Annotated in this window: 26 protein-coding genes; 12 read left to right on the forward strand and 14 right to left on the reverse strand. The window is 66.0% G+C overall.

What is annotated here, in order from left to right:
• Positions 1–2: 2 nt before the first annotated feature.
• Positions 3–2,162: a glycogen debranching protein GlgX gene (glgX, locus tag ACFWCF_RS10705; protein ID WP_378560708.1), complete on the forward strand. Its 2,160-nt coding sequence runs from the start codon at positions 3–5 to the stop codon at positions 2,160–2,162.
• 25 nt (positions 2,163–2,187) lie between these two features.
• On the opposite strand, the gene ACFWCF_RS10710 is transcribed toward glgX, so the two are convergent.
• The 3 genes from ACFWCF_RS10710 to ctaD form a co-directional block, all read right to left on the reverse strand.
• A complete protein-coding gene (locus tag ACFWCF_RS10710; RefSeq protein WP_378560711.1) occupies positions 2,188–2,952 on the reverse strand; it encodes a peptidyl-tRNA hydrolase in 765 nt (254 codons plus the stop codon).
• Complete coding sequence (gene serB, locus ACFWCF_RS10715; protein WP_378560714.1) at positions 2,945–4,234, reverse strand: phosphoserine phosphatase SerB; 1,290 nt, start codon at positions 4,232–4,234, stop codon at positions 2,945–2,947. Before serB ends, ACFWCF_RS10710 begins: the two co-directional genes overlap by 8 nt.
• 127 nt (positions 4,235–4,361) lie before the next feature.
• On the reverse strand, positions 4,362–6,131 hold the full coding sequence (gene ctaD / locus ACFWCF_RS10720; RefSeq protein WP_378490970.1) for a cytochrome c oxidase subunit I: 1,770 nt from the start codon (positions 6,129–6,131) through the stop codon (positions 4,362–4,364).
• A gap of 323 nt (positions 6,132–6,454) precedes the next feature.
• On the opposite strand from ctaD, the gene ACFWCF_RS10725 reads away from it, so the two are divergent.
• Genes ACFWCF_RS10725 through ACFWCF_RS10735 form a run of 3 tightly spaced genes read left to right on the forward strand, consistent with a single transcriptional unit; the run spans position 6,455 to position 9,091 of the window.
• Entirely contained in the window at positions 6,455–7,513 is a 1,059-nt protein-coding gene (locus tag ACFWCF_RS10725) for an iron-siderophore ABC transporter substrate-binding protein (RefSeq protein ID WP_378560717.1), read from the forward strand.
• 1 nt (position 7,514) lies between these two features.
• The gene (locus tag ACFWCF_RS10730; RefSeq protein ID WP_378560720.1) at positions 7,515–8,594 is read left to right on the forward strand and encodes an HtaA domain-containing protein; all 1,080 of its coding nucleotides are present in this window, start codon (positions 7,515–7,517) and stop codon (positions 8,592–8,594) included.
• A gap of 20 nt (positions 8,595–8,614) precedes the next feature.
• Positions 8,615–9,091 (forward strand): NUDIX domain-containing protein, encoded by a 477-nt coding sequence (locus ACFWCF_RS10735; protein WP_378560723.1) that lies wholly within the window; start codon positions 8,615–8,617, stop codon positions 9,089–9,091.
• 90 nt (positions 9,092–9,181) lie between these two features.
• Here the strand turns inward: ACFWCF_RS10735 and nrdF are convergent, their stop codons facing one another.
• From nrdF to ACFWCF_RS10770, 7 genes are all read right to left on the reverse strand, one after another.
• Complete coding sequence (nrdF, locus tag ACFWCF_RS10740; protein WP_378560726.1) at positions 9,182–10,183, reverse strand: class 1b ribonucleoside-diphosphate reductase subunit beta; 1,002 nt, start codon at positions 10,181–10,183, stop codon at positions 9,182–9,184.
• A 54-nt stretch (positions 10,184–10,237) separates the two neighbouring features.
• Positions 10,238–12,319, reverse strand: coding sequence for a class 1b ribonucleoside-diphosphate reductase subunit alpha (gene nrdE / locus ACFWCF_RS10745; protein ID WP_378560883.1), 2,082 nt, complete (start codon positions 12,317–12,319; stop codon positions 10,238–10,240).
• A gap of 169 nt (positions 12,320–12,488) precedes the next feature.
• Positions 12,489–12,941, reverse strand: coding sequence for a class Ib ribonucleoside-diphosphate reductase assembly flavoprotein NrdI (gene nrdI, locus ACFWCF_RS10750; protein WP_378560729.1), 453 nt, complete (start codon positions 12,939–12,941; stop codon positions 12,489–12,491).
• Positions 12,942–13,021: 80 nt separating this feature from the next.
• Positions 13,022–13,252 carry a redoxin NrdH gene (locus ACFWCF_RS10755; protein ID WP_378490964.1) on the reverse strand — a complete coding sequence of 77 codons (231 nt, stop codon included), beginning with the start codon at positions 13,250–13,252 and terminating at the stop codon, positions 13,022–13,024.
• Between the two features lie 327 nt (positions 13,253–13,579).
• Entirely contained in the window at positions 13,580–15,670 is a 2,091-nt protein-coding gene (locus ACFWCF_RS10760; RefSeq protein ID WP_378560732.1) for a xanthine dehydrogenase family protein molybdopterin-binding subunit, read from the reverse strand.
• Positions 15,667–16,668: an FAD binding domain-containing protein gene (locus ACFWCF_RS10765; protein ID WP_378560734.1), complete on the reverse strand. Its 1,002-nt coding sequence runs from the start codon at positions 16,666–16,668 to the stop codon at positions 15,667–15,669. Before ACFWCF_RS10765 ends, ACFWCF_RS10760 begins: the two co-directional genes overlap by 4 nt.
• Entirely contained in the window at positions 16,665–17,243 is a 579-nt protein-coding gene (locus ACFWCF_RS10770) for a 2Fe-2S iron-sulfur cluster-binding protein (protein WP_378560737.1), read from the reverse strand. The genes ACFWCF_RS10765 and ACFWCF_RS10770 overlap by 4 nt, the downstream gene beginning before the upstream one ends.
• Before the next feature lie 182 nt (positions 17,244–17,425).
• Between ACFWCF_RS10770 and ACFWCF_RS10775 the strand changes: the two genes are divergently transcribed.
• Entirely contained in the window at positions 17,426–17,767 is a 342-nt protein-coding gene (locus ACFWCF_RS10775; protein WP_378560740.1) for a hypothetical protein, read from the forward strand.
• Between the two features lie 6 nt (positions 17,768–17,773).
• A complete protein-coding gene (gene fepB / locus ACFWCF_RS10780; protein WP_378560743.1) occupies positions 17,774–18,460 on the forward strand; it encodes a Fe2+-enterobactin ABC transporter substrate-binding protein in 687 nt (228 codons plus the stop codon).
• A gap of 99 nt (positions 18,461–18,559) precedes the next feature.
• On the opposite strand, the gene ACFWCF_RS10785 is transcribed toward fepB, so the two are convergent.
• Entirely contained in the window at positions 18,560–19,123 is a 564-nt protein-coding gene (locus tag ACFWCF_RS10785; RefSeq protein WP_378560746.1) for an NAD(P)H-dependent oxidoreductase, read from the reverse strand.
• 107 nt (positions 19,124–19,230) lie between these two features.
• Here ACFWCF_RS10785 and ACFWCF_RS10790 point away from each other — a divergent pair, with 107 nt between their 5' ends.
• Both ACFWCF_RS10790 and ACFWCF_RS10795 read left to right on the forward strand, forming a co-directional pair.
• Positions 19,231–19,854: a TetR/AcrR family transcriptional regulator gene (locus ACFWCF_RS10790; protein ID WP_378490958.1), complete on the forward strand. Its 624-nt coding sequence runs from the start codon at positions 19,231–19,233 to the stop codon at positions 19,852–19,854.
• Between the two features lie 9 nt (positions 19,855–19,863).
• Positions 19,864–20,658, forward strand: coding sequence for an META domain-containing protein (locus ACFWCF_RS10795; RefSeq protein ID WP_378560749.1), 795 nt, complete (start codon positions 19,864–19,866; stop codon positions 20,656–20,658).
• Between the two features lie 45 nt (positions 20,659–20,703).
• Here ACFWCF_RS10795 and ACFWCF_RS10800 read toward each other — a convergent pair whose 3' ends face one another.
• Positions 20,704–21,258: a nucleosidase gene (locus tag ACFWCF_RS10800; RefSeq protein ID WP_378560752.1), complete on the reverse strand. Its 555-nt coding sequence runs from the start codon at positions 21,256–21,258 to the stop codon at positions 20,704–20,706.
• Between the two features lie 114 nt (positions 21,259–21,372).
• Between ACFWCF_RS10800 and nadE the strand changes: the two genes are divergently transcribed.
• Positions 21,373–22,212 (forward strand): ammonia-dependent NAD(+) synthetase, encoded by an 840-nt coding sequence (gene nadE, locus ACFWCF_RS10805; protein ID WP_378560755.1) that lies wholly within the window; start codon positions 21,373–21,375, stop codon positions 22,210–22,212.
• 3 nt (positions 22,213–22,215) lie between these two features.
• On the opposite strand, the gene ACFWCF_RS10810 is transcribed toward nadE, so the two are convergent.
• Both ACFWCF_RS10810 and moaA read right to left on the reverse strand, forming a co-directional pair.
• Positions 22,216–22,479 (reverse strand): MoaD/ThiS family protein, encoded by a 264-nt coding sequence (locus ACFWCF_RS10810; RefSeq protein ID WP_378560758.1) that lies wholly within the window; start codon positions 22,477–22,479, stop codon positions 22,216–22,218.
• A gap of 4 nt (positions 22,480–22,483) precedes the next feature.
• Complete coding sequence (moaA, locus tag ACFWCF_RS10815; RefSeq protein WP_378560761.1) at positions 22,484–23,542, reverse strand: GTP 3',8-cyclase MoaA; 1,059 nt, start codon at positions 23,540–23,542, stop codon at positions 22,484–22,486.
• Between the two features lie 88 nt (positions 23,543–23,630).
• Here moaA and glp point away from each other — a divergent pair, with 88 nt between their 5' ends.
• From glp to ACFWCF_RS10830, 3 genes are read left to right on the forward strand one after another with little or no spacing between them, the layout of a single operon-like run.
• Positions 23,631–24,824 carry a gephyrin-like molybdotransferase Glp gene (glp, locus tag ACFWCF_RS10820; RefSeq protein ID WP_378560764.1) on the forward strand — a complete coding sequence of 398 codons (1,194 nt, stop codon included), beginning with the start codon at positions 23,631–23,633 and terminating at the stop codon, positions 24,822–24,824.
• Entirely contained in the window at positions 24,821–25,825 is a 1,005-nt protein-coding gene (moaCB, locus tag ACFWCF_RS10825; RefSeq protein ID WP_378560767.1) for a bifunctional molybdenum cofactor biosynthesis protein MoaC/MoaB, read from the forward strand. Before glp ends, moaCB begins: the two co-directional genes overlap by 4 nt.
• Positions 25,818–26,234: a molybdenum cofactor biosynthesis protein MoaE gene (locus tag ACFWCF_RS10830; protein WP_378560770.1), complete on the forward strand. Its 417-nt coding sequence runs from the start codon at positions 25,818–25,820 to the stop codon at positions 26,232–26,234. Before moaCB ends, ACFWCF_RS10830 begins: the two co-directional genes overlap by 8 nt.
• The last annotated feature ends 112 nt before the right edge of the window (positions 26,235–26,346 follow it).

Consider the following 26,346-nt stretch of genomic DNA (forward strand, 5'->3'; position numbering starts at 1 on the left):
TCGTGTCGTCATCCACTCGTGTACACACCACCGACCACGCGGCCGAGCCCGATCGGTCGCCGTTCCCTCTCGGTGCCACGCCTACTTCGTCCGGTACCCGGTTCGCTGTCCACGCTCCGCAGTGCGATCGCCTGCAGGTGTGCCTGATCGACGAGGACGGTCATGAACACCGCGTCGACCTGCCCGACCGCACATTCGGTATCTGGCACGGCACCGTCCCCGAGATCGGTCCCGGTCGGCGATACGGATATCGCGCGCACGGCCCGTGGCGTCCCCGCGACGGTCTGCGCACCAATCCGCACAAGATCCTGCTCGATCCATGGGGACGTCAGGTGACGGGAACCGATCTTCACAACGACCCTGCCGACGCCGTCCGGCTCCTCGCGTACGACGATGATCCCTTCGGTTCCATATCCACGGTGGATTCGCTCGGGTACACGCCTCTGTCCGTCGTCACTCCCGGACTCCCGTTCGACGCGGCACAGCATCGGAAACCGCGCACGCCCTGGGAGAACACCGTCATCTACGAACTGCATGTCGGTTCGTTCACGGCCGCACACCCCGGCGTGCCGACTGTGCTTCGGGGTACCTATCTCGGACTGGCCCACCCGGCGGTGGTCGGCCACCTCGTGCACCTCGGTGTCACCGCGGTGGAACTCCTTCCGGTACATGCGTTCGTGACCGAACCTCCGGTGCTATCGCGGGGAATGCGCAACCACTGGGGGTACTCGACCGCGTCGTTCTTCGCGCCGCACCCCGGCTATGCCGCGACACCCGGCAACGAGATCGCAGAGTTCCGCACGATGGTCGCGGCACTCCACGACGCGGGGATCGAGGTGATCCTCGACGTCGTGTTCAACCACACGTGTGAGTGGTCGGTCGCGGGACCGAGCCTGTCGTGGCGAGGGCTCGACGCTCCCGGTTACTACCTTCTGGACGACAACGGCCACGACATCGACCTGACCGGGTGCGGCAACACCGTCGACAGCACCTCACCGATCGCGGTACGGATGGTGTGCGACAGCTTGCGTTACTGGACGACACAGATGGGTGTCGACGGGTTCCGGTTCGACCTCGCCAGCGCCCTCGGTCGCCCCGGCGGCGGCGCCTTCGATGCGCGCGCCGCGCTGTTCACCGCCATCACCACCGACCCTGTGCTCACCGACTGCAAACTCATCGCCGAACCGTGGGACGCGACGGCACAGGGCTACCAACTCGGCAGGTTCGGCGTGCAGTGGTCGGAATGGAACGACCGCTACCGTGACGCCACGCGACGCTTCTGGGCGCGCAACTCCGGGGTGCGTGAGATCGCGTCGCGCCTGACCGGGTCGGAGGACCTGTATCGGCGCCACGAACGCCAACCGTGGATGTCCATCAACTACGTCACCGCGCACGATGGGTTCACCGTCGTCGACGCCGTCTCGTTCTCACACAAACACAACGAGGCGAACGGTGAGGAGGGCCGGGACGGGTCCGACCACAACGAGTCGGTGAACCATGGCGTCGAGGGGGCGACCGACGACCCCGCCATCATCGCTGCGCGCGCCCGCCACGTCCGCGCCCTGCTTGCCACGCTATTGCTCTCGACCGGCACTCCGATGCTGCTCGCCGGCGACGAGTTCGGACATTCCCAGGGCGGCAACAACAACGCGTATTGCGTTCCCGCCGGGACGCCGGTGTCCGAGGCGTGGCCCCTCGACTGGGAGCATGCCGACCAGCAGCACATCGAGTTCGTCCGTTCCCTCTTGGAACTGCGGCGGAGGGTACCGGTACTCCGGCAACGCCGATTCTTCGAAGGCAGGGCCCGCACCGTCGGCTATCCCGATCTGGTGTGGTTCGGAAGCGACGGCATCGAACTGCAGGATGCGGACTGGCACGACGACGACCGCCACACACTGCAGGCGTGGCTGGACGGATCGGAACTGGGCACGGTGACGCAGGCGGGAATTCCGTTACTCGACAGCAGTGGACTGTTCGTCCTGCACGCCGGTGACGCGACGGCTGTGACATTGGCGAGCCCCGAGTGGTATCACGGCGACATCCGGTGCGTGTTCGATTCTTCCGCTCGGGGCGGTCGGCCGGTCGATTCCGCGGTCTACCGCGTGGGCTCGTCGTTCTCGCTGACCGGCCCGACCGTGTTGGTTTTCCGGACCGCGAACTGAGAACCGCGGTTGCGAGACCACGGTGTCAGGACGCTGTTGCGATCACGGTCACCGAGCCGGGCTCGACCTCGGTGAATCCGGCGTCGCGCACCGGAACTGCGGTGCCGTCTCCGACTCGCGCGAGGAGTCCGCTCCACCGGTCCCGGCCTGCGTCCCGGACCGCACACCGAAAACCTGTCGCCGCCCACGCCCGCGCCGAGTCGGCGTCGAGCGCGCCCGCCAGCAGCATCGAGGCGTGGCCGACCTGCGCGGCGGCCTTTCCGACGGTCATCCCGAGTGCCGCATTCACCCACAGGACCGGCACACCGTCCGGAATCTCGCGCGGGTCGTCGTCCGGAAGGTCCGTGCCGCCGATCTGCAGCCGCGCGATACGCGGATCGAGTCCGCCGACAGGGCCCGGGACGAACGCACGGGCCTGCGCGCCACCACGGTCGACCGTCACGCCGTCGATGTCCTGCGCGGCACGCCAGTGTGCCCCGCGGGCACGACGGCTCACCTTGCGGATCCGGGCGTCGTTCCACGAGAGGAACGCGTCCCGCCACACTCCGGGTTGGCCGTCCTCCCCCTTGCCGACCCGGGGGTCCAGGCACAGTGCCACCGTCGCGACGGCTGCCGCCTCGAGCAACGCACTGCGGGCGGGAGGCTCACCCTTGGGGATGTGCAGGACGAGGGGCATCGCGAGCACCGCGGACGGATCCTCCGGGTCTTCGCGGTGTCCGTATCCACGGGCGAGCACGCCGTGCCGGGATTCGAATCCCGGATCGGCGAAGACCGGATGCGACTCAGGCACCGTGCTCGAGCGGCACACGCCGGAGTGTTCCGTCTCCGCGGTCGGCGGCTTCGATTTCCTCGCGCGTCACACCGAGTACGAACAGCACGGCATCGAGGTAGGGATACGACAGCGCGGTGTCGGCGACCTCGCGCAATGCGGGCTTCGCGTTGAAAGCGATGCCGAGGCCGGCTGCGCTGAGCATGTCGATGTCGTTGGCTCCGTCGCCCACCGCCACCGTCTGCTCGATGGGCACGCCTGCGTCGTCGGCGAATTCGCGGAGAGCGCGTGCCTTCGCGGCGCGGTCCACGACATCTCCGATGACCTTGCCGGTGAGCTTGCCGTCGATGATCTCGAGGGTGTTGGCGCGCACGAAGTCGAGTTCGAGATCGTGCGCAAGACCCTCGATGACCTGACGGAATCCGCCCGAGACGACGCCGCAGCGGAATCCGAGACGACGCAACGTCCGGATCGTGGTGCGGGCGCCCGGTGTCAGTTCGATCTGGTCGGCGACCTCGTCGATCACGCTGGCGGGCAAACCTTCGAGGGTCGCCACCCGCTGCTCGAGCGATTCGGTGAAATCGAGTTCCCCGCGCATCGCTGCTTCAGTGACGGCGCGGACCTTGTCTTCGACACCGGCATGTGCGGCGAGCATCTCGATGACCTCGCCCTGAACGAGGGTCGAGTCGACGTCGAACACGATCAGGCGCTTCGAGCGGCGCGCGAGGCCACCGCGTTCCACGGCGATGTCGATGTCGAGTCCCGACGCAAGTTCAGCGAGGGCCTTGCGTAGTGCCGCGTCGGCCTCGGTGCTCTGGTCGGTGGCGGTGACCATCAACTCGAGTCCGGTGAGGGGGTAGTCGGCGATGCCGCGGATCGAGTCGATGTTGGCACCGAGCGACGCGAGGGTGCGGCCGACGGAGCGCATGGCGCGGGCGCTGACGGGGCTGCCGAGCACAACGACTGCGTGGGTGGAGACCGCGCGGCCGTTCTCGGGGCGGGCACCGACCTCGACGTCGGCGTACATGCCGATGGTTGCCATCGCGGCCTCGACTTCGTCCTGCATGGCTTCCGGGTCGCCGGGGCACACCACCACGACGCCGAGGGTGAGCCTGTTCTTGATGACGACCTGTTCGACGTCGAGCAGGTCGACGTCGTGGCGGCTCAACGCGGCGAACAGCACCGAGGTCACACCGGGGTGATCCGGGCCGGTCACCGTCACAAGCACCGTGGTCTCAGACGCCACTACGTCTCCGATCTTCGTCAGTCGAATCGTGCACGGTCGAGGCACGTGCGTATCCATTGTTGCAGTCGCGCGTGCCCCTGACGTGCGGGGGTCGCGCCGGGAACCGGGTTCGGAACCCGACCGACGAAGGCCCCACCCGTGGTCACGAGTGGGGCCTTCGTCAGTGCTTCAGTGGCGCGGGCGTCTAGCCTTCACCGGCGCGCGGGTGGTCGCCGGGAGTACGGTCTGCACCCTCGAGCACGTTCACGTTGTGCTTGTGGCTGCCCGGTCCGACATGCGCCTCGGCGCGCATCCGCTCCACCATGTGCGGGTAGTGCAGCTCGAATGCGGGCCGCTCCGACCGGATTCGCGGCAGCTCCGTGAAGTTGTGACGCGGCGGCGGGCACGTGGTGGCCCACTCGAGCGAGTTGCCGTAACCCCACGGATCGTCCACCGTGACGACCTGACCGTAGCGGTAGCTCTTGAAGACGTTCCACATGAACGGCAGTGTCGAGGCGCCGAGGATGAAGGCACCGATCGTCGACACGATGTTCAGGTAGGTGAACCCGTCGGTCGGAAGGTAGTCCGCGTAGCGACGCGGCATGCCCTCGTTACCGAGCCAGTGCTGCACCAAGAACGTCAGGTGGAAGCCGACGAACGTCAGCCAGAAGTGCCATTTGCCGAGACGCTCGTCCATCATCCGGCCCGTCATCTTCGGGAACCAGAAGTAGATGCCGGCGTAAGTGGCGAACACGACGGTGCCGAACACGACGTAGTGGAAGTGCGCGACGACGAAGTAGGTGTCGTGAAGGTGGAAGTCCAGCGGCGGGCTCGCGAGGATGACGCCGGACAGACCGCCGAAGAGGAAGGTGATCAGGAAGCCGACCGAGAACAGCATCGGCGTCTCGAACGTGATCTGGCCTCGCCACATGGTGCCGATCCAGTTGAAGAACTTCACGCCCGTCGGCACCGCGATCAGGAACGTCATGAACGAGAAGTACGGAAGCAGCACAGCGCCGGTGGCGTACATGTGGTGCGCCCACACCGCAATCGACAGGGCCGCGATGGCGATCGTCGCGTAGACGAGGCCGGTGTAGCCGAAAATCGGCTTACGGCTGAAGACCGGGAAGATCTCCGACACGATGCCGAAGAACGGCAATGCGATGACGTAGACCTCAGGGTGGCCGAAGAACCAGAACAAGTGCTGCCACAAGAGCACACCACCGGTGGCCGGGTCGTAGATGTGTCCACCGAGGTGGCGATCGACGAACAGACCGAAGAACGCGGCGGTCAGCAGCGGGAAGACCAGCAGGATCAGGATGCTGGTGATCAGGATGTTCCAGGTGAAGATCGGCATCCGGAACATCGTCATGCCGGGGGCACGCAGGCAGACGACGGTGGTGATGAAGTTGACGCCACCGAGGATGGTGCCCAGACCCATGACGCCGAGGCCCAGGATCCAGAAGTCTGCGCCGACGCCCGGGGAGTGCAGCTCACTGGTGAGCGGCGTGTATGCCGTCCAGCCGAAGTCGGCAGCACCGCCGGGGGTGACGAAACCGAGCATCACGATCGTCGCGCCGAACAGGTACAGCCAGTAGCTGAACGCGTTCAGTCGCGGGAACGCCACGTCGGGTGCGCCGATCTGCAGCGGCAGGATGTAGTTCGCGAATGCGAACACGACCGGGGTCGCGTACATCAGCAGCATGATGGTGCCGTGCATGGTGAACAGCTGGTTGAACTGCTCGTTCGACAGGAACTGCAGGCCCGGGACTGCGAGTTCGGTGCGCATCAGCAGGGCCATCAGGCCACCGATGAGGAAGAACGAGACCGAGGTGATCAAGTACATGATCCCCAGATCCTTCGGATCTGTGGTCGTGATCATCTTGTAGATGAACGAACCCTTGGGTCCCTGCCGCGGCGGGTATGGCCTTGCTGCAGCTATCTCTGGGACTGGCTGGGGCGCTACGGCAGTCACTAATCCTCCTGAATGCGCGCTCGACTCGGGCTGGAGGCGAACGGTCTCTCTGGCTTGCGCTCATCGAATCGTAGACCGTGCGCCCACCACTCGTTAACCGGGTCCTACTCGCTGTCGTACTCGGGCGTCACACTACCGCCGAACCGGCAATCCGCGCATGAGCGCATCACCCCCTCCGCACGTCACCGAACCACGAGTGACACACATCACTGCGCACCGGATCCACCGCGCAGCGGCCCCGTTTCCACTCGGCCCGCTGTGGCAGGATCGCCGGAGCCGATCTGCACAGGCGATAGCATGATTCGTCCCCTCTACAGGAAGTGGTGGAATTGCCCGCGCACCGTGTCCGCATTGCCGCTCTCGCTGCCGCCACGGCCGCCCTCACTCTCGCCGGCTGCTCTGCGCCTACCGACGACCCTGCCTCCGAGATCGTGCGCACCACCACCCGCATCGCCGGAGCAGCGGTGGTCGGCATCGAACGCGACACGACAACGGCGTGCGCCCTGCCGAGTGCCACCGACCCCGGTCTGCCCGCCGGCGGCACGCACGGTGTCATCCATACGGCCGGCGTGTCCGAGGTCCCGAACGATCCGCAGCGGATCGTCGTCCTCGACATCGCCTCGCTCGACGCCGTGTGCGCACTGGGACTGTGGGAACGTGTCGTCGGCGTCGGCATCGCCCCGGACGAACGCCCCGAATACCTCGGCACCGGTGTCACGGAGATCCCCGCGATCGGACCCCCCGGTTCCCCCGACCTCGCTGCGGTCGAGCAGGGCCGACCGGACCTCATCGTCGGCGCGTCGGCGGACGCCGACCTCTACGAGTCGTTGTCGTCCGTCGCGCCGACCGTGGTGGTCGGGGACGACCAGGTGTTCTGGCGGCAGCAGTTCGAACGTGTCGGTGAGTCCCTGGGTCGGTCCGAGGCGGCGCGCCGGGTGCTCGAGGAGTACTCCGTCGCGGCGAGTGAACTCGGACGCGAGCTCTCCTCGTCCCAGACACAGGCGTCACTCGTACGGTTCACCGGTGACGGACCCACGATCGACGGTACCGCCTCGTTCGCCGGTCAAGTCCTCGCCGACGTCGGGGCCGAACGTCCTGCCCCGCAGAGGTTCGGAGTCGAGGACGGCCGTTCGTACCGGCCGCTCGACATCGAGGATCCTGCCGCCGCCGACGGAGATGTGATCTTCGTCCGGTTCGCGGGACAGAGCGGCCTCGATCGGGGTACCGAGTACATGAAACGGGACGAGTGGCTCGACCTCGGCGCCGTCACCGACAACCGGTTGTTCTCGGTCTCGGACGAGGTGTGGTCCACACCCGGCCCGGTCGCGGCCCACGCAGCACTGACAGATCTGAGGCACTCACTCAATGGCTATTCGAACTGACATGACTGCAGCTACCCGGCGGGTCGGGATCGCTCTTGCGGGCGCACTCACGTTGGGTACCCTGGCCGTCGCGCCGGCAACTGCCCAGCCCGTGGAGCACGCGAACATCGAGGTGTTCGCCGCCGACGGTGTGACCCCGCTCGGCGACACTCCCGTCCACGAGGGTGACACGGTGGTCGTTCGCGGTACCGGGTTCGACCCCGAGGCCAACCGCACCGGCGGACTGCCGCTGCCGGTGCCGCCCGGTGTTCCGCACGGCACGTTCGTCTCGTTCGGCGGTTTCTCCGAGCATTGGCGACCGTCCGAGGGTGCGCCCACCGAGAGTCGCGCCACGGTGCGTTCCACCAATGCGTGGGTGTTGTCGGAACGTGCACTGAACCAGGTTCCGGATCGGCCGTTCGACCTGCGGCGCACGGTGCGGCAGCAGTGGGTTCCGCTTGCCGACGACGGCTCCTTCACTGCAGCAGTCACCATCGACGCACCGGAGACCGTTCCCGACGACGCCCGGTACGGCATCTACACATTCGGGGCGGCCGATGCGGTCAACGCCGAGCAGGAACTGTCGGTGCCGGTGAACTTCGACCCCTCCCCCGGCCGGAACGCCCCGGTGGCACCACCTCAGGACCTCGTGTGGGGCTTCGCGCCCGGATACAGCGACCTGGTCACGGGAACCGCGCAGGGCTCGGTCGTCGGCAGCGACGGCGCCTCGGTCCGCGACGACGGGACGATGACCTTCGAGCTCTCCGACGCACGGATCGATCCGGACACCGGCCTCGGTCGCATCGAATACCACGGCACGGTCGTGTCGTTCACGCGCTTCCATCTGCTCGAGATCGCACTCGCGAACCCGTGGGTCGAGTTCACCGCCGACGGCACCTATCTCACCGCGGAGTTCTCGACCGGTGACCAGGTGGGCACCGACTCGATGCGCCGTATCACGCTCGCCCGACTCGACACCCCCGCCGACGGTGGACGCACCGAGTGGAGCGACGTGCCTGCCCGGTTCTCCGTCCCACTGCAACCGACGATCCTGCTGCCCTATTCGGGGCAGACCGCCGATCCGGTGTCGTTCCGGTACTGACCTCGGGTAGGGATGGACTCATGCCCATACCGGATTTCGTCTCCAAACTCCGCGCTCACGTCGGACACGACCCGCTGTGGTTGTCGGGGGTGAGCGCGATCGTCCTCGACGACGACGGTCGGGTCCTGCTCACCCGCCGCGCCGACAGCGGCAAGTGGGCGGTGGTGTCGGGCATTCTCGAGCCAGGTGAGGAACCGGCGGTCGCCGCGGTACGCGAGGTGGCCGAGGAGACCGGCGTCGACGCCGAGGTGCTGCGGCTCACGAGCGTCGATGTCACCCAACCGATCACCTATCCCAACGGTGATGTCGCGCAGTACCTGGACGTGTCCTTCGTGATGCGCGCGACCGGGGGTGCGGCCCGGGTCGCCGACGACGAAAATCTCGAGGTGGCGTGGTTCGCACCCGACGACCTACCGATCCCTCTCACTGCCACGTCGGCCCTGCGGCTGGATAAGGCGCTCGCGGCCCGCACGGAAGCGTGGTTCCGCTACCCCTGACCGGTCGGGACGACTGCAACCGATACGGACATGCACCCCGCGCTTCCAGGAAGGGGGTGCATGTCCGTATGTGGAGCTTCTACACGGGAATCAGAAATCCCAGTCGTCGTCTTCGGTGACGACAGCCTTGCCGATCACGTACGAGCTTCCCGATCCCGAGAAGAAGTCGTGGTTCTCGTCGGCGTTGGGTGACAGTGCCGACAGGATCGCCGGATTGACGTCGGTTTCGTCCTTCGGGAACAACGCCTCGTAGCCGAGGTTCATCAGCGCTTTGTTGGCGTTGTAGCGGAGGAACTTCTTGACGTCCTCGGTCAGCCCCGCTTCGTCGTACAGATCCGAGGTGTAATGGGCCTCGTTGTCGTACAACTCGAGCAGTAGGTCGAAAACCCATTCCTTGAGTTCGTCCCGCTTTGCCTGGGAAACCTTCTCGAGGCCCTTCTGGTATTTGTAGCCGATGTAGTAGCCGTGCACGGCCTCGTCGCGGATGATCAAGCGGATGACGTCGGCGGTGTTGGTGAGCTTCGCCCGCGACGACCAGTACATCGGCAGGTAGAAGCCCGAGTAGAACAGGAACGACTCGAGCAGCGTCGAGGCGGCCTTGCGCTTGAGCGGATCGTCGCCCTGGTAGTAGTCCAGAATGATCTGCGCCTTGCGCTGCAGGTTCTCGTTCTCCTCCGACCACCGGAACGCATCGTCGATCTGCCGGGTGGAGCAGAGAGTCGAGAAGATCTGCGAGTAGCTCTTGGCGTGCACCGACTCCATGAACGCAATGTTCGTCAGCACCGCTTCCTCGTGCGGCGTGACCGCGTCGGGGATCAGCGAGACGGCACCGACGGTGCCCTGGATCGTGTCGAGCAGGGTCAGACCGGTGAACACCCGCATGGTGAGCTGCTGCTCGTATTCGGTGAGCGTGCCCCACGACGGGATGTCGTTGGAGACCGGCACCTTCTCGGGCAGCCAGAAGTTACCGGTGAGGCGATCCCACACCTCGGCGTCCTTGTCGTCGGGGACGCGGTTCCAGTTGATCGCCGACACGCGGTCGATCAGTTTGATCCGCGCCCCGTCTGCGGGCGAGTGCGATACAGAGGTCATCGGTTACCTACCTGAATGTCTTCGTGGGACGAGAGCTGCCGGGGACGTGGTGGGTCAGAGCATGCAGGAGACGCAATTCTCCACCTCGGTGCCTTCGAGGGCCATCTGCCGCAGCCGGATGTAGTACAGCGTCTTGATTCCCTTGCGCCACGCGTAGATCTGCGCCTTGTTGACATCGCGAGTACTGACGGTGTCCTTGAAGAACAACGTCAGCGACAGTCCTTGATCGACGTGCTGCGTGGCCGCCGCGTAAGTGTCGATGATCTTCTCGTACCCGATCTCGTACGCGTCCTGGTAGTAGTCCAGGTTGTCGTTGGTCAGGTACGGCGCGGGGTAGTAGACACGGCCGATCTTGCCTTCCTTGCGGATCTCGACCTTCGACGCCACCGGGTGGATGGAACTGGTGGAGTTGTTGATGTACGAGATCGACCCGGTCGGCGGGACGGCCTGCAAGTTCTGGTTGTAAATGCCGTGCTCGCGCACCGAGTCCTTCAGGTCGCGCCAATCGCTCTGAGTGGGGATGGCAACGCCGGCGTCGGAGAACAAGGCGCGCACACGGTCCGTTTCCGGCTCCCACGCCTGCTCGGTGTACTTGTCGAAGAACTCACCCGACGCGTACTTCGACTCCGGGAACCCCTTGAAGTGGGTGCCGCGCTCGATGGCGATCCGGTTCGACGCGCGCAGCGCGTGGAACAGCACCGTATAGAAGTAGATGTTCGTGAAGTCGATGCCTTCGGCCGAGCCGTAGTAGATGTGCTCGCGGGCCAGGTACCCGTGCAGGTTCATCTGCCCGAGGCCGATGGCGTGAGACTCGTTGTTGCCCTTCTCGATCGATGGCACCGACGCGATGCTCGTCTGATCGGAGACCGCGGTCAGGCCGCGGATCGCGACCTCGATGGTCTGGGCGAAGTCCGGCGAATCCATGGCCTTCGCGATGTTGAGCGAGCCCAGGTTGCACGAGATGTCCTTGCCCACATGGCTGTAGGACAGGTCGTCGTTGAACTCCGACGGCGTGGAGACCTGAAGGATCTCGGAGCACAGGTTCGAGTGGGTGATCTTGCCCGCGATGGGATTCGCCCGGTTGACGGTGTCCTCGAACATCACATACGGGTAGCCGGATTCGAACTGCAGTTCTGCGACCGTCTGGAAGAACTCGCGGGCCTTGATCTTCGACTTGTGGATGCGCTTGTCGTCGACCATCTCGTAGTACTTCTCGGTCACGTCGATATCGGCGAACGGCTTCCCGTAGACACGCTCGACGTCGTACGGAGAGAAGAGGTACATGTCCTCGTTCTTCTTCGCCAACTCGAAGGTGATATCGGGGATCACGACGCCGAGGGAAAGCGTCTTGATGCGGATCTTCTCGTCGGCGTTCTCACGCTTGGTGTCGAGGAAGCGGTAGATGTCGGGGTGATGGGCGTGCAGATACACCGCACCGGCACCCTGACGTGCGCCGAGCTGATTGGCGTACGAGAACGAATCCTCGAGCAGCTTCATGATCGGGATGACGCCCGAGGACTGGTTCTCGATCTTCTTGATCGGGGCACCGTGCTCACGAATATTGGTGAGCAGCAGTGCAACTCCACCACCGCGCTTCGACAGCTGCAGTGCCGAGTTGATCGAGCGACCGATCGACTCCATGTTGTCCTCGATGCGCAGCAGGAAGCACGACACGGGCTCGCCGCGCTGCTTCTTGCCGGAGTTGAGAAACGTGGGGGTCGCGGGCTGGAATCGACCGGAGATGATCTCGTCGACGAGGTGCCGGGCAAGGATCTCGTCGCCGTCGGCCAGGGTCAGCGCGACCATGCAGACGCGGTCCTCGAATCGTTCGAGGTAGCGCTTGCCGTCGAACGTCTTGAGGGTGTACGAGGTGTAGTACTTGAACGCACCGAGGAACGTCGGGAATCGGAACTTCTTCGAATATGCCTGCTGGAACAGCGATTTGACGAACTCGCGAGAGTACTTGTCCAGAACCTCCGGCTCGTAGTACTTCTCTTCGACGAGGTAGTCGAGCTTCTCGTCGATGTTGTGGAAGAACACGGTGTTCTGATTGACATGCTGCAGGAAGTACTGGCGCGCGGCGGCCACGTCCTTGTCGAACTGGATCTCGCCGTTCGGGCCGTACAGGTTCAACATCGCGTTGAGTGCGTGGTAGTCGAGCGACTCGTCTGCCGCTGCGCTCGTGGTCCGAGCGGGATCGGTAATGGTCACAGTGCTGCCCCTACATATCGGAAGGTATGAAATCAGCCGCGCTGCCGGCGGGCGCGCGGTCCTGGAGAACTGCGGGTCGAGACCCGCCTGTGCGTTATGCCGTCTGGAGGCTCTGCCCCCAGAATTGCGCGAGACCATCCCGGACACGCTCGACGTCGTCGGCCGTGCCCATCAGTTCGAACCGATACAGATACGGCACCTTGCACTTTCGTGAAACAATGTCGCCCGCGAAACAGAACGATTCACCGAAGTTGGTGTTCCCCGCTGCGATCACACCGCGGATCAGGCTACGGTTGTGCTCGTTGTTCAAGAAGCGGATCACCTGCTTGGGCACGAAATTCGTGTCGCGGCCGGTGACGGTGGTCCCGCCTCCATAGGTGGGCAGGATCAGCACGTACGGATCTCGGACCTCGAACGCGCCCTCACGGTCGTGCAGCGGGATCCGGACGGCCGGAATCCCGAGTTTCTGCACGAACCTGTGGGTGTTCTCGGATGCGCTCGAGAAGTACACCAGAGACGTCCCCCGGGTAGACCCCTGCGAGGTCATCGGTATTCACCAACTTTTCGGTCGATTACGAAGGCCGGCCCGTCGTACGATGCCGTACTGCTACAGCGATCCGAGTGGGATCAGGCTGCGACCGCGAGAGCCTTGATGCGATCGGGACGGAAACCCGACCAGTGATCCTCGCCTGCCACGACGACGGGCGCCTGGAGGTAGCCCAGAGCCATGACGTAGTCGCGGGCTTCGGGATCCTCGGAGATGTCGACGATCGAGTACTCGATTCCGGCCTTGTCGAGGGCCCGATAGGTGGCGTTGCACTGGACGCAGGCAGGCTTGGTGTAGACGGTGATGTTCATGGGGTTCCCCTCTTCAACACGGCCCGTGAGGCCGGACGACTGACTGCTGCGCGATGCTCGAATGCCCATCGAACCCGACCCGATCTCACTTCCCCGAGAGATCCCTGCCGTATGGGCTTCCAACGGTCTAGACACTACACCTTGTGCCCGACGGATACATAGAACCCAGGATGTTGTGACTTACATTCTTGATATTCCCAGGTCGCCTCACTTTCGCGCTGCAGATCGGGCTCTTCTGCGGCGTGTCGGGGGCCGCGTTCCGGGCGCGGTTCCACACAGTGTGACGCGACCCACCGACAAGTCCGGTGGGTCGCGTCACCATCGCAGTCAGGGCAGCGCGCCGGACACGTCCTCCAGCCGCGCCGGCAGATCCCTCACCCGCACCCCCGTCGCATGCCACAGCGCGTTGACGACGGCCGCCGCGCTGCCGACGATGCCGATTTCACCTACACCCCGCGATCCCGTGGGCGTGGCCCGCAGATCCTCCTCGTCGAGCCACCCGGCATCGACATGGCCGATGTCCGCGTGCGTGGGCACGTGGTATTCCGCCAGATCGTGATTCACGACATGCCCGAAGCGGCCGTCTCGAATGCTCTCCTCGAACAGCGCCATGGAGATCCCGAAGCACATCCCCCCGATGAACTGCGAACGGGCGGTGCGTGGATTGATCACCCGCCCCACGGAAAAGATTCCCAGCATTCTGGGCACCCTGATCTCACCGGTATCGGAATCGACCCGGACCTCCGCGAAATGTGCGCCGTACGACTGCGCGCGGAAATGCTCGAGCTCTCGATTCTCCCCGGCAGCCGCAGACACTTCGGCGCCTGCCTCGGGGCCATCGCCGAATCGCTTCCGGAATTCCTCCGCCGCAGCGACGATCGCGGTACCCCACGACGAGGTACCCGACGAACCGCCGGCGACCGTCGCGTTGGGCAGCGCGCTGTCACCGATCTCGACGCGCACGTCGTCGACGCCGCACCCGAGAGCATCCGCGGCGATGAGGGGCAGTGCAGTCCATGCACCTGTCCCGAGGTCTGCGGCACCGATCTGCACAGTGAACCGGCCGGCTCCGTCGTGCCGGATCGTCGCTTCCGAACCGGGGTTCACCATGTGCGGATATGTGGCGGCCGCGACGCCGGTCCCGATCAGCCACCGACCGTGACGTCGGAGCCCCGGCGTGCGATCGTGCGCATCCCAGCCGAACCGTCGTGCACCCTCACGGAGGCATTCGACCAGATTCCGGGACGACCACGGCTTCCCCGACTCCGGGTCCACGTCGGGTTCGTTGCGAATCCGCAACTCGATCGGATCGACTCCGCACGCCTCCGCGAGTTCGTCCATCGCAACTTCTCCGGCATACATACCGGGAGCTTCTCCGGGCGCGCGCATCCAGAACGGCGCCGGCACGTCCAAGGCCACCGCTCGGTGGGTAGACCTCAGGTTCGGTACCCGATACAGGTTCCGGGACGACACCGCGGCCTGCTCGACGAACTCCGAGACGTGCGACGACTGCGTGTACGCCTCGTGGATCAGGCCCGTGATGGTCCCGTCGCGGTCGGCGGCGATGCGTACGTGCGACGCCGTCGGCGCGCGATAGCCGACGTAACCGAACATGTCCTGACGCGAGACCGCAAATTTCACCGCGCGTCCCGGTATCGCCCGGGCAGCCATGGCGGCGAGGACGTCGTGCGCGTGAGGCGCACCCTTGGATCCGAAGCCCCCACCGATGTACGGGCAGATCACGCGGATCTTCGAGGGGTCGAGCCCGAGGACCGGCGCGAGCGCCTCGACCACGCCGTGCGGATGTTGAGTCGAGTCGTAGAGCGTCAACTCGTCGTGTTCCCACAGTGCCACCACGGTGTGCGGCTCGAGTGGGTTGTTGTGCTCCTCGGGAGTCGAATACCACTCGTCCACGAGCACATCAGCAGCGCTGATGGCGGCGTCGACCGCGCCACGCTCGCTGTCGGCCGGGTAGCCGCCATTCGCCTTCTCCGGTGCATACATCGCGGGGTGATCGTGCCGGAAACCGACGTCGTGCGGCTTCGAGTCGTAGTCGATGGTCAGCAGATCGCACGCCTGCCGGGCCACCTCGGGCGTCTCCGCGATCACCGCGGCGACCATCTGCCCTCGATACGCGACATCCGGGCTCTGGAGGACCACATACTCTCCCTCCGCTTCCGCTGTCAGACGCGGAGCATCGAAGGGGGTGAGTACCTCGAGCACACCGGGGACGGCCAGCGCCGCTGCCGTGTCGATGTTCCGAACCCGGCCGCGTGCGATCGTTGCGGTCGCGGGAACGAGATACGCGGGATCCGCGGCGCGATGCTCATACGCATACGGCGCGGTACCGGTCACCTTTCTCGACCCGTCCACCCGTGCGGTGGACGTACCGATCACGCGGCTTTCGTGGCGACTCATACGGACTCCTCTCGAGGAATGCGTTCGGCGAGATCCCGCAGGACCGCGACGACGGTGCGCCGCAACAGCGCCACCTTGAATGCGTTGCCGTCGAGCGGTTGTGCGGCGGCAAGTTCGGCGTCCGCTGCCGCGGCGAACACAGACTCGCTCGGAGGTTGCCCGAGCAGCGCCTCCTCCGCCCGGTGCGCACGCCACGGCCGGTGGGCGACCCCGCCGAATGCGAGTCGGCAACCGCTGATCGCACCGTCGGTCACAGTCAGTTCCGCCGCCACCGACACCAGGGCGAACGCGAACGCGGCGCGATCTCGAACCTTGCGATAGGTCGAGATACTCCCCTGCGGAGCAGGAATGTGTACACCGACGACCAGGTCGTCGCGCGCGAGAGTGGTGTCGAGTTCGGGAGCGTCCCCGGGCAAACGGTACAACTCCTCGAGCGGGACTGTTCGTTCGCCTTCCGGACCGAGAACCACCGCTTCTGCGTCGAGAGCGAGCATGGCGACCGCCATATCGGAGGGGTGGGTCGCGACGCATCCCTCGGACGCACCGAACAGTGCGTGATACCTGGTATAGCCCTCGAGCGCTGAGCACCCACTGCCGGGCTCCCGCTTGTTGCACGGGGTCGATACGTCGCGGAAGTACACACAACGGGTGCGCTGCAAGAGGTTCCCGCCGGTGGTTGCCGAATTCCGCAGTTGCGCGGATGCGCCCGACAGCAACGCACGGGACAGCATCGGATAGCGCCGGCGCACAACCGGGTGTGCGGCAAGGTCACTGTTGCGCACGTTGGCGCCGATCCTGACACCGCCGTCCGCGGCGTCGACGATGTCGTCGAGCGGCAAGTGCGAGATGTCGACCAGCAGGCCCGGTGTCTCGACACCGAGCTTCAGATTGTCGACGAGATTGGTGCCGCCGGCAAGAAATGCCGCGTCGGGATTGTCGTGGACGAGCGCGACCGCAGTTGCCGGATCCGGCGCCCTCTCGTATCGCAACGGTTTCATCGGCCGACCCCTCCGGTCGGAGCAGAGCTGCCGCCGTTTGCGACGGCGGAGATCGCCGCCACGATGTTCGGGTATGCGGCGCAGCGGCACAGATTGCCGCTCATGCGTTCGCGGATCTCGTCACCGTCGAGAGCAACGGCCGAATCGAGATCGTCGGTGACGTAGCTGGGGTCTCCCTGCGCAACCTCGTCGAGCATGCCCACCGCGGAACAGATCTGCCCCGGTGTGCAGTATCCGCACTGGAACGCATCTTCATCGATGAACTGCTGCTGGAGTGGATGCAACTCGCCGTCCGACGACAGTCCGTCGGCGGTGACGATATGCGCCCCGTCGTACGAGACTGCAAGCGCGAGACATGTCACGACACGACGGCCATCGAGCAATACGGTGCACGACCCGCACTGGCCGTGATCACATCCTTTCTTCGGGACAGTGATGTCGAGGCGGTCGCGTAGGGCGTCGAGAACAGTGGTGCGTACATCGACCGTGACCCGGCGTCGAGCACCATCGACGTGGAGCACTATGTCGCGCTCGTATTCGTTCACGACAGAGGTCGACGCGTTTTCCGTTGCCATGGGTGGACCTCCGAACGGTGGGCTGTGCCCTGGGCATTCCCGTTGGCGGGTCGATCCAATCGTCCTCCGGCGGAATCGCCGAAGCCGAGCCACGACATCCACCCTCGAACTTAGGGCATGCTTCCCTAAACGTAGGATCGCTCGATGATGCCGTTTCGGCAGCACTATGCAGGAGGAAGATCTTGTCCACTACATTGCTTCGTCGTCGCCCCCGGGGCGCGCGCCTGATGGCAGCCGTCGGCGCCCTGGCCCTCGGAGTCACCATGACCGCGTGCTCGTCCGACACCGGGTCGAGTGACGACGCGCCGACGACTGCCTCCGAATCCGACGCCTCGAGCGGGGAATGGCCGCGCACCGTGGAGACGGCCGACGGCCCGGTGACCCTCGACTCTCAGCCCGAACGGATCGTGTCGACGAGTGTGACTCTCACCGGCACCCTGCTCGCCCTCGATGCGCCGCTGTACGGCACCGCGGCGCAGCCGCCGAGCACCGTGACCGACGAGGGCGGCCTGTTCACACAGTAGGCCGACGTGGCAGCCGAGCGTGATGTCGAAGTCCTCTACCAGGGCGAGCCGAATCTCGAGGCGATCACCGCCGCGACGCCGGATCTCATCGTCGTCTCGTCCAGTGGTGCCGATTCCACGCTCGATCAGGTCGAACTCCTCTCCCAGATCGCACCGACCCTCGTCTACGACTACTCGGACAAGTCGTGGCAGGACCTGACCACACAGATGGCCGAGGCGGTCGGTGCAGAGGAACGGGCGACCGAACTGCTCGAGGAATTCGACAACAAGGTCGACGATGCGAAGAACGCGATTTCCCCTGTTCTCGCGGAGGACAACACAATGAGCATCCTCACCTACAATTCGCCCGAGGATTCCCGGATCTTCACCGACGAGTCCGCTCAGGGGCGCCTCGCCACCCGGCTGGGCTTCACGGTCGCGGCCGTTCCCGAGAATGCAGGAGCGGCCGCTGCCGGACGCTCGGACATCATCGCCGTGGCAACCGAGAACCTGTCGCTGGCGCTCACCGGGGGAACCACTTTCATCATCAACGCCGTGCCGGAGGACGCCGACCGATTGAAGGCCGACCCGACACTGGCAAACACGAAGTCCGTCCAGGACGACTCGGCCTACGCGCTGGGCTACGACAGCTTCCGCCTCGACTTCTACAGCGCGAACAACGTCGTCGATCGCATCCTCGACGCGCTCGGCTGATCCCGCACATATCCGTGCGTGAACGTCTCCGACATCGCGCACGCGACGGGGCCGGAAACCTCGGCGGTTTCCGGCCCCGTTCGCACGTGGCAGTCGCGATCAGGCGCTGGCGAGAGCTGCCTTCGCATCGGCGAGAGCGGTCACGACAGCAGAGATCTGCGCTGCGGTCTCGGCGTGATCCTTGGCGTGGGCCTCGCCGAACTTGCCGAAGGTCTCTCCGACGGTGAGCGAACCACCCTCGATGACCTTGCCGCCGGCGATACCGGCGGCCTTGGCCGTGTCTTCGAGAGCCCACTTGCCTGCGTTCCGGCTCGGCGACTGGCTGACGACGGCAACCGGCTTGCCCGTCATCGCGCCCACGCCGTACGGGCGGGAGAGCCAGTCGATGGCGTTCTTGAGGACAGCGGAGATGGTGCCGTTGTACTCCGGCGTGACGAGCAGGAACGCGTCGGAGTCTGCGGCTGCGTCCCGCAGTGCCGCAGCGGCGGCCGGAACGGTCTCGCTGTCGAGATCTTCGTTGTAAAACGGGATGTCTGCGAGCCCCTCGTACACGATGACCTCCACTTCGCTGGGCGACACCTCCACTGCGGTCTCCGCGAGCTGACGAGTGATGGCGGCGGAGCGCAGGCTGCCGACGAGGGCGAGAACTCGGGTCTGGGCCATGTTCGAATCCTTGAGGTCTGGGGACGGGAAGTCCGGGTCGAAGCAACTACACGAGCATAAACGGACCGCAGTCCACTTCAATTGCCCGTCCGTTAAAGTGTGACCTTGTGAACACTCCCATCCCTATCGTCGGCGAGAGCGTGGAACGAGGTGATGCCGCGCGCAACCGGCAACGGCTCCTCGACGCCGCGGCGCTCCTCGTCGCCGAGCGCGGACCCGACGCAGTGACCATGGACGCCGTCGCAGCCCGCGCCGGCGTCGGTAAGGGCACGGTGTTCCGCCGGTTCGGCTCACGCGCGGGGCTCATGGCCGCTCTCCTCGATCACAGCGAGTCCGCGTTCCAGCATGCCTGCATGTACGGCCCTCCCCCGCTCGGGCCCGACGCCGAGCCGATCGCGCGGTTGATCGCATTCGGCCGGGCACGCATCGAACTCGTCGAAGTCCAGGGCGAACTGCTCCGCGCAGCGGAGAGCTCCGCCGAGACTCGCCACGGCAACGCTCCCCGGCAGGTCTCGCTCATCCATCTCGAGATACTGCTGCGCGCGACCGGGATGGGCAACCACTCCCGACTGCTCGCCCACTCACTGCTGGCATCGCTCGACCCCGGCCTGATCCTGTACCAGTGGCACGAGCTCGGCTATCCACTGAAACAACTCGCCGACAACTGGGCCGACCTCGCCCATCGTGTCGTCACCGGCCACAGCGCCCCGAATACGGGTTACTCCACGTAACGTGAGCGGATGACTCGTATCCTCGGCGTCCTGGCCCTGTTCTCCGTAGCGGTTGCCGTCTCTGCATGCAGCACCGATGCTTCCGAGGTATCCGACTCCGGATCGGCAGACGATCTCACCGGCCGCACGTTCGTGTCGACGGAGGTGATCGGTCAGGCGATTCCCGGCGGCGGGCCCCTCATCATGGAGTTCCCGGAGCCCGGACACATCGCCGCAACCGCGGGCTGCAACCGCTTCGTCGGGTCGGTCGACCTCACCGACGGCACCCTGAGCGCGCCGAATCTCGCCAGCACGATGATGGCGTGCCCGCCCCCTCTCGACGCCGTCGACGGATGGTTGAGTTCCCTCTTCTCCGGGTCTCCCGAGTGGAGCCTCGACGGCGACGATCTCACGCTCACCGGCGGTGAGACCACAGTCTTTCTGACCGACAAGAAGGTCGTCGACCCCGATCGGCCGATCACCGGAACCGAATGGGCCGTCACAACCGTGCGCACCGCCGACGCGGTCATGTCGTCGGTCGCGCTCGAGAACGCCGCTCCGACCCTGACGGTCGCCGAGGGCGGGCAGGTCTCGGGCAGCACCGGATGCAACCGTTTCACCGGAACCGCCGAGGTGGGCGACGGCACCCTGACGTTCGGTCCGCTGGCGACCACCCGCGCCGCGTGCACCGACCCCGAACTCACCGAGATCGAGAACCACGTCCTCGCGGTCCTCTCAGGTGAGACCACCTATGTCGTCGACGGGACGGAGATGACGCTCACGGCGTCGAACGGGGTCGACGGTCTGGGCTACACGGCACGTTAGCCACCTGGCACGTCAGGCAGTGGAGCCCGTCAGTACCGCCACCCGTCAGTACCGCTCCTCGAGCCACTGAGCGAGTGCTCGTGCCGCAGCGTCGATCTGCTTCGGCCAGTCCATCGCGGTGTCATCGGCGTGGTCGCTCACATACTTGACCAGCCGGATCCCCGCCCCCATGTAGGCGGCGGCGTGGGCGATCGCGAAGCCTTCCATGTCGACGAGGTCGGCGCGCGCGGCCAACGCGTCACGGACCTCGGCCTCGGAGACGAACGTGTCGCCGGTCGCGAGAACGGTGCCGTCGCCGTCACCGATCGCGAGCGTGTCCTGCACCGGATGCCCCAAGCTGCGCAGCACGTTGCTGCTGATGTCGTGATTGATCACCGTCGACGGCACGTACAACCCACCGTGATGATCGTGCAATGCACCCGCGGTACCGATGTTGACGACGAGCGGCCGCGCGTCCTCCGGGTGACGTGCGAGCGCCGCAGTGACCGCCACCGCGGCCGTGACCTTCCCGATGCCGGTGATGAGGACGTCGTACCGATCGGGCACATGCGCCGCTTCGGCCTTCGTTGCGGATACGACGAGAATCCCGTTCACATGCATCCTTTCTCGATCCGGTTGGGTCACCGTCACACCACCCGGTGCAGTGCACGACCCGCCTCCCGCACCGTATCGCGGCACGCCGCATACCCGCGACGTGCCCGGTAGAGTTCCCGCATGGAAAATCTTCGCGATCGCATCATCGATGAACTCGGAGTCCGGCCCACTATCGATCCGCGCGCCGAAATCGACACGCGCGTCCGGTTTCTCACCGACTACCTGCGCAGTACACCCGCAAAGGGCTTCGTGCTCGGAATCAGCGGGGGCCAGGACAGCACCCTGGCGGGCCGCCTCGTGCAGCTCGCGGTGGAGGCGCTGCGCGTCGACGGGTACGAGGCCGAGTTCGTCGCCGTCCGCCTCCCCTACGGTGAGCAGGCCGACGAACACGATGCGCGGATCGCGCTCGACTTCATCGCGCCCGACCGCGAGTTCCGCGTCAACGTCAAGCCCGGTGCCGACGCAACCGCCGCCGAAGCCGCCCAGGGCATCGGCGAACTCCTCGGCGGCGACGCCACGCTCCGCGATTTCGTGCGCGGCAACATCAAAGCCCGCGAACGGATGGTTCTGCAGTACGCCATCGCCGGCCAGCTCGGTCACCTGGTGGTCGGCACCGACCACGCGGCGGAGGCCGTCACCGGCTTCTTCACCAAATTCGGGGACGGCGGTGTCGACATCACCCCGCTCACCGGCCTGACGAAGCGGCAGGGCGCGGCGCTCCTCCGTGAGCTCGGGGCACCGGAGAGCACCTGGAAGAAGGTCCCGACGGCGGATCTCGAAGACGACCGGCCCGCCCTGCCCGACGAAGTCGCACTCGGCATGACCTACTCCGAGATCGACGACTATCTCGAGGGGAAGACCGTCACACCGGAGGTTGCAGAGAAGGTCGAGCGCGTTTTTCTGACCACGAGGCACAAGAGGACCGTGCCGGTCACTCCATTCGACACCTGGTGGCGCTGAGCGCTACCCGCCGGCGAAAGGTGGCAACACGTCCACCTTCGCCCCCGCGGGGTAGGTCAGATCGCGGGTGAGCTCGCCACCGCCCGAACCCGGTTCGACGAGATACGCGGCAACCGACAGGACCCGTTCCATGTCGGCGCCGTGTCGCTCGATCAAGGCCGCGCGCAACGCGGCCAGGTCGGAGCCGACCGCGAGGTCGACGGTCTCCTTCTCACGTCCCGCGGCGTCGACTGCTGCCGCGAAATACCGCACCTCGATCCCGGTCATCTGATCAACCACCGATAGCTCCCATACTGCGTTCCGGCGGCACGAAATCCGCCGCATCGATGCCGTGTCCGGCCCACTTGTTCCACATCGCACCGCGCCACAACGCGGCAAGCTCCTCATCGGTCGCACCACCGCGCACCGCCGCCCGCAGATCGGTCTCCCGATCGCTGAACAGGCACGACCGAACGGTGCCCTCCGCGGTCAGGCGGGTGCGGTCGCAGTCCGAACAGAACGAACGGGTCACCGACGCGATGATCCCCACGGTCGCCGGACCACCGTCGACGGACCACCGCTCCGCCGGCGCCGACGGATCCTCCCGCGGTGCTTCGGTGAGCGTGAACCGGGCACCGAGCACCTCGAGCAGACGCTGTGCGGTGACCATGTTCGCGCGGGCCCACTCACCGTCGGCGTCGAGGGGCATCTCTTCGATGAACCTCAGTTCGACGCCTTCGTCGAGGCACCACTGCAGCAGATCAGTGGCCCCGTCGAGGGTTTCCGGCATGAGCACCGCGTTGACCTTGACCCGGGTCAAGCCCACGGTCTTGGCGGCGCGGATACCAGCGAGGACAGAGTCGAGGCGGTCGCGGCGGGTCAACCGTGCGAAATGGTCGCGGTCGACGGTGTCGAGGGAGATGTTGATCCGCGACAGGCCTGCGTCGCGCAGGCCCTGTGCGCGGTGGGCGAGTCCGACGGCGTTGCTGGTCAAGGCCAGCGGCACATCGGGTGCGGCTCGGCGGCAGCCGGCGATGATGTCTTCGAGGTCACGGCGCATCAGGGGTTCGCCACCGGTGAAGCGCACCTCGCGGACGCCGAGGAGATCGGTGGCCACGCCGACGAGTCGGACGATTTCGGCGGTGGTGAGCAGTTGCTCGCGGGGGATGGCGGGCAGGCCTTCTTCTGGCATGCAGTAGGTGCAGCGCAGTGAGCATTTCTCGGTGATGGAGACGCGCAGGTCCCGCGCGACGCGACCGAACCGGTCGAGCAGGTCGGGCGTCTCGGGACGGTCCGATACGTCGTCCGTTTCTACCCGCACGGACGGCATTCCCACATCCACTGCTGTCACATGATCACCGGCCTCATATCGCCAGTATGCCTATCGATCGTGCCCGGCGACACGTATAGCCTCCACCGGCACCGGTACGGTAGGCGCCATGGCAGGCGGAAGACGGTCGGTGGAGGAACATGCACAGCACGTAGCGAAGCTTCTCGAGCCGCTACGGTCGATACCTCCGGTGCAGGTCCCGCTCGCACGCGCGCTGGACCGGACGCTTGCAGAGCCGGTGCACGCACCGATCTCTCTCCCTCCGTTTCGTAACTCTCAGATGGATGGCTACGCCGTCGATGCCGCGTCGGTGACCACCGTGCCGGCGACTCTGCCGGTGAAGGCCGTCATCGCCGCCGGCGATGCCGTCTCGACCCTGACCGCGGGTACCGCTCTCAAGATCATGACGGGCGCCCCGATTCCCGACGGTGCCGACGCTGTCGTTCCGGTCGAGGACACCGAGATGGACGAGGCTTCAGGCACTGTCACCGTGCATCGCACGACCACACCCGGCACGTATGTGCGCGAAGCGGGCAGCGATGTGCGCGCCGGTGAGCTCCTGCTCCCTGCGGGCACCTTCGTGGCGGCCCGGCACATCTCGGTCCTGGCCGCAGTGGGCCTGACCGACGTCCTGGTTCGGAGCCGTCCCCGTGTCGCGGTGATCTCCACCGGAAGTGAGCTCGTCACCCCCGGCCACGAACTGGGGCCCGGAAAGATCTACAACTCGAACGGCCCTGCTCTTGCGGCGAGCGCCGCGGCGAACGGCGCCGAGGTCTCCTCCATCGCGCACTGCGAGGACGATCCCGAGGAGTTCGCGGACATGATCGCCCACGCGGTGGCGGTTGCCGACGTCGTCTTCACGTCCGGCGGAGTCTCCAAGGGCGATTTCGAGGTCGTCAAGGATTCCCTCGAACCCCGCGGCGGCACCTTCGTGTCGGTGGCGATGCAACCGGGCGGACCGCAGGGAACCGCGGTCGTCGACGGCGTGCCGATCCTGACGTTCCCGGGCAATCCGGTGAGCGCACTCGTCTCGTTCGAGGTGTTCGCCCGTCCGCTGCTGCGCGACATCGCGGGCCTGCCGACGATCGCCTCCGGTACACGACCGCTGACGGCCGGGCTCGAGTCGATCCCCGGCCGACGTCAGTTCCTGCGGGCCCGTCTCGACGGTGACCGCGTGGTACCCCTCGCCGGACACGGCTCTCATCTCGTCGCGGGCCTGGCCACGGCCGATGCGCTCCTCGACATCGACCCCGACATCACCACCCTCGAATCCGGAGATCTCGTGAAAGTGCTTCCACTGTGAGCGAATTGAGCCACCTCGACGATCAGGGCCGCGCGCGCATGGTCGACGTCTCGACGAAGAGCGATACCCATCGGATTGCCGTCGCCGCAGGTGAGCTGGCGACCACCGCCGAGGTGATCGCGCTCGTCCGCGCCGACGACATGCCGAAGGCCGACGTGCTGGCCACTGCCCGCATCGCGGGCATCGGTGCTGCCAAGCGCACGTGGGAGCTCATCCCCCTCTGCCACCAGCTGGCCCTGTCGACGGTGAAGGTGACGTTCGGTTTCACCGACACGACGATCACGATCGAGGCCGTTGCGAAGACCACCGGCCCCACCGGGGTCGAGATGGAGGCGCTCACCGCCGTGGCCGTCGCGGGACTCACCCTGCACGACATGGTCAAGGCCGTCGATCCCGCAGCGGTACTCAACGGAGTGCGCCTGGTGTCGAAGGAAGGCGGCAAGCGCGGGCGGTGGTTCCGTGCGGATGCGCCCGAGCAGGCCGACACGTCGATACCGGAACCCACATCGATACCGGAACCGCCCGCCGCACGTTCCGCTGTCGTCGTGGTCTCCTCCACCGGTGTCGCCGCGGGCACCCGCGACGACAAGACCGGTCCGACCATCGAGCGGTGGCTCACCGAGCGCGGGTTCTCGGTACGGGGGCCGCTGATCTACGCCGACGCGCGAATCTCTTCGGGCCTGGCCGACGCCCTCACCGGTAGCCCCGCACTGGTCATCACCACCGGCGGCACCGGCGCGTCTCCGACCGACGGCACGCCCGAAGCCACCCTTGCGGTCCTCGACCGCGAGTTGCCCGGCGTCGCCGATTCGATTCGCAGGCACGGGCTCGATGTCACTCCGCACGCGGTGCTCTCCCGCGGTGTCGCCGGCCTGGCCGGGACCACCGTCGTGGTGAACCTCCCCGGATCACCGAGAGGCGTCAAGGACGGGCTCGCTGCGCTCGACCCGATCCTCGATCATCTGTTGGCGCAAGTGTCCGGAGGCGGAGCCCATGAGTGACCTGTTGGCAAGAATTTCGTCGGAGCCGTTGGATCCCGCCGCGGTGGACGCCGCAGTGGCAGGCCCCGAGCACGGCGCCGTGGTGGTGTTCACCGGTGCGGTGCGCAACCACGACGGTGGCCAGGCGGTGACGGCACTCGAGTACAAGTCGCATCCGGACGCCGAGGCCTTCCTGCGGCGGGTCTGCGAGGGGGTGGCCGCGGACTCCGGTCTTCCGGTTGCCGCGATCCATCGGGTGGGCGAACTCACGATCGGTGATCTCGCGATCGTCGCCGCAGTTGCCGCACCGCACCGCGCGGAGGCTTTCGCCACATGTGCCGAACTCGTCGAACGCATCAAACATGAAGTGCCCATTTGGAAACGGCAGCAATTCGCCGACGGGATCTCCGAGTGGGTCGGCGCCTGCTGACCACCCCACCCCCACCCGAGCGAATGTATCGTTCGTCTCGATAGATCGAATGAACGATACATTCGCTCGGTAGCGGGAGCGCAGTTCGGCGATGGGTGAGGTAGGCTGATCC

This window comes from Rhodococcus sp. NPDC060090, from assembly GCF_042729855.1.
Taxonomy (GTDB): Bacteria; Actinomycetota; Actinomycetes; order Mycobacteriales; family Mycobacteriaceae; genus Rhodococcus.

Coding starts and splice junctions, on each gene's coding strand:
- serB (WP_378560714.1), bottom strand. CDS start 4,234: ATGGATACGCACGTGCCTCGACCGTGCACGATTCGACTGACGAAGATC.
- ACFWCF_RS10730 (WP_378560720.1), top strand. CDS start 7,515: ATGACTGCAGCTACCCGGCGGGTCGGGATCGCTCTTGCGGGCGCACTC.
- ACFWCF_RS10735 (WP_378560723.1), top strand. CDS start 8,615: ATGCCCATACCGGATTTCGTCTCCAAACTCCGCGCTCACGTCGGACAC.
- nrdF (WP_378560726.1), bottom strand. CDS start 10,183: ATGACCTCTGTATCGCACTCGCCCGCAGACGGGGCGCGGATCAAACTG.
- nrdE (WP_378560883.1), bottom strand. CDS start 12,319: ATGTTGAACCTGTACGGCCCGAACGGCGAGATCCAGTTCGACAAGGAC.
- nrdI (WP_378560729.1), bottom strand. CDS start 12,941: ATGACCTCGCAGGGGTCTACCCGGGGGACGTCTCTGGTGTACTTCTCG.
- ACFWCF_RS10755 (WP_378490964.1), bottom strand. CDS start 13,252: ATGAACATCACCGTCTACACCAAGCCTGCCTGCGTCCAGTGCAACGCC.
- ACFWCF_RS10760 (WP_378560732.1), bottom strand. CDS start 15,670: ATGAGTCGCCACGAAAGCCGCGTGATCGGTACGTCCACCGCACGGGTG.
- ACFWCF_RS10765 (WP_378560734.1), bottom strand. CDS start 16,668: ATGAAACCGTTGCGATACGAGAGGGCGCCGGATCCGGCAACTGCGGTC.
- ACFWCF_RS10770 (WP_378560737.1), bottom strand. CDS start 17,243: ATGGCAACGGAAAACGCGTCGACCTCTGTCGTGAACGAATACGAGCGC.
- ACFWCF_RS10785 (WP_378560746.1), bottom strand. CDS start 19,123: ATGGCCCAGACCCGAGTTCTCGCCCTCGTCGGCAGCCTGCGCTCCGCC.
- ACFWCF_RS10795 (WP_378560749.1), top strand. CDS start 19,864: ATGACTCGTATCCTCGGCGTCCTGGCCCTGTTCTCCGTAGCGGTTGCC.
- ACFWCF_RS10800 (WP_378560752.1), bottom strand. CDS start 21,258: ATGCATGTGAACGGGATTCTCGTCGTATCCGCAACGAAGGCCGAAGCG.
- nadE (WP_378560755.1), top strand. CDS start 21,373: ATGGAAAATCTTCGCGATCGCATCATCGATGAACTCGGAGTCCGGCCC.
- ACFWCF_RS10810 (WP_378560758.1), bottom strand. CDS start 22,479: ATGACCGGGATCGAGGTGCGGTATTTCGCGGCAGCAGTCGACGCCGCG.
- glp (WP_378560764.1), top strand. CDS start 23,631: ATGGCAGGCGGAAGACGGTCGGTGGAGGAACATGCACAGCACGTAGCG.
- ACFWCF_RS10830 (WP_378560770.1), top strand. CDS start 25,818: ATGAGTGACCTGTTGGCAAGAATTTCGTCGGAGCCGTTGGATCCCGCC.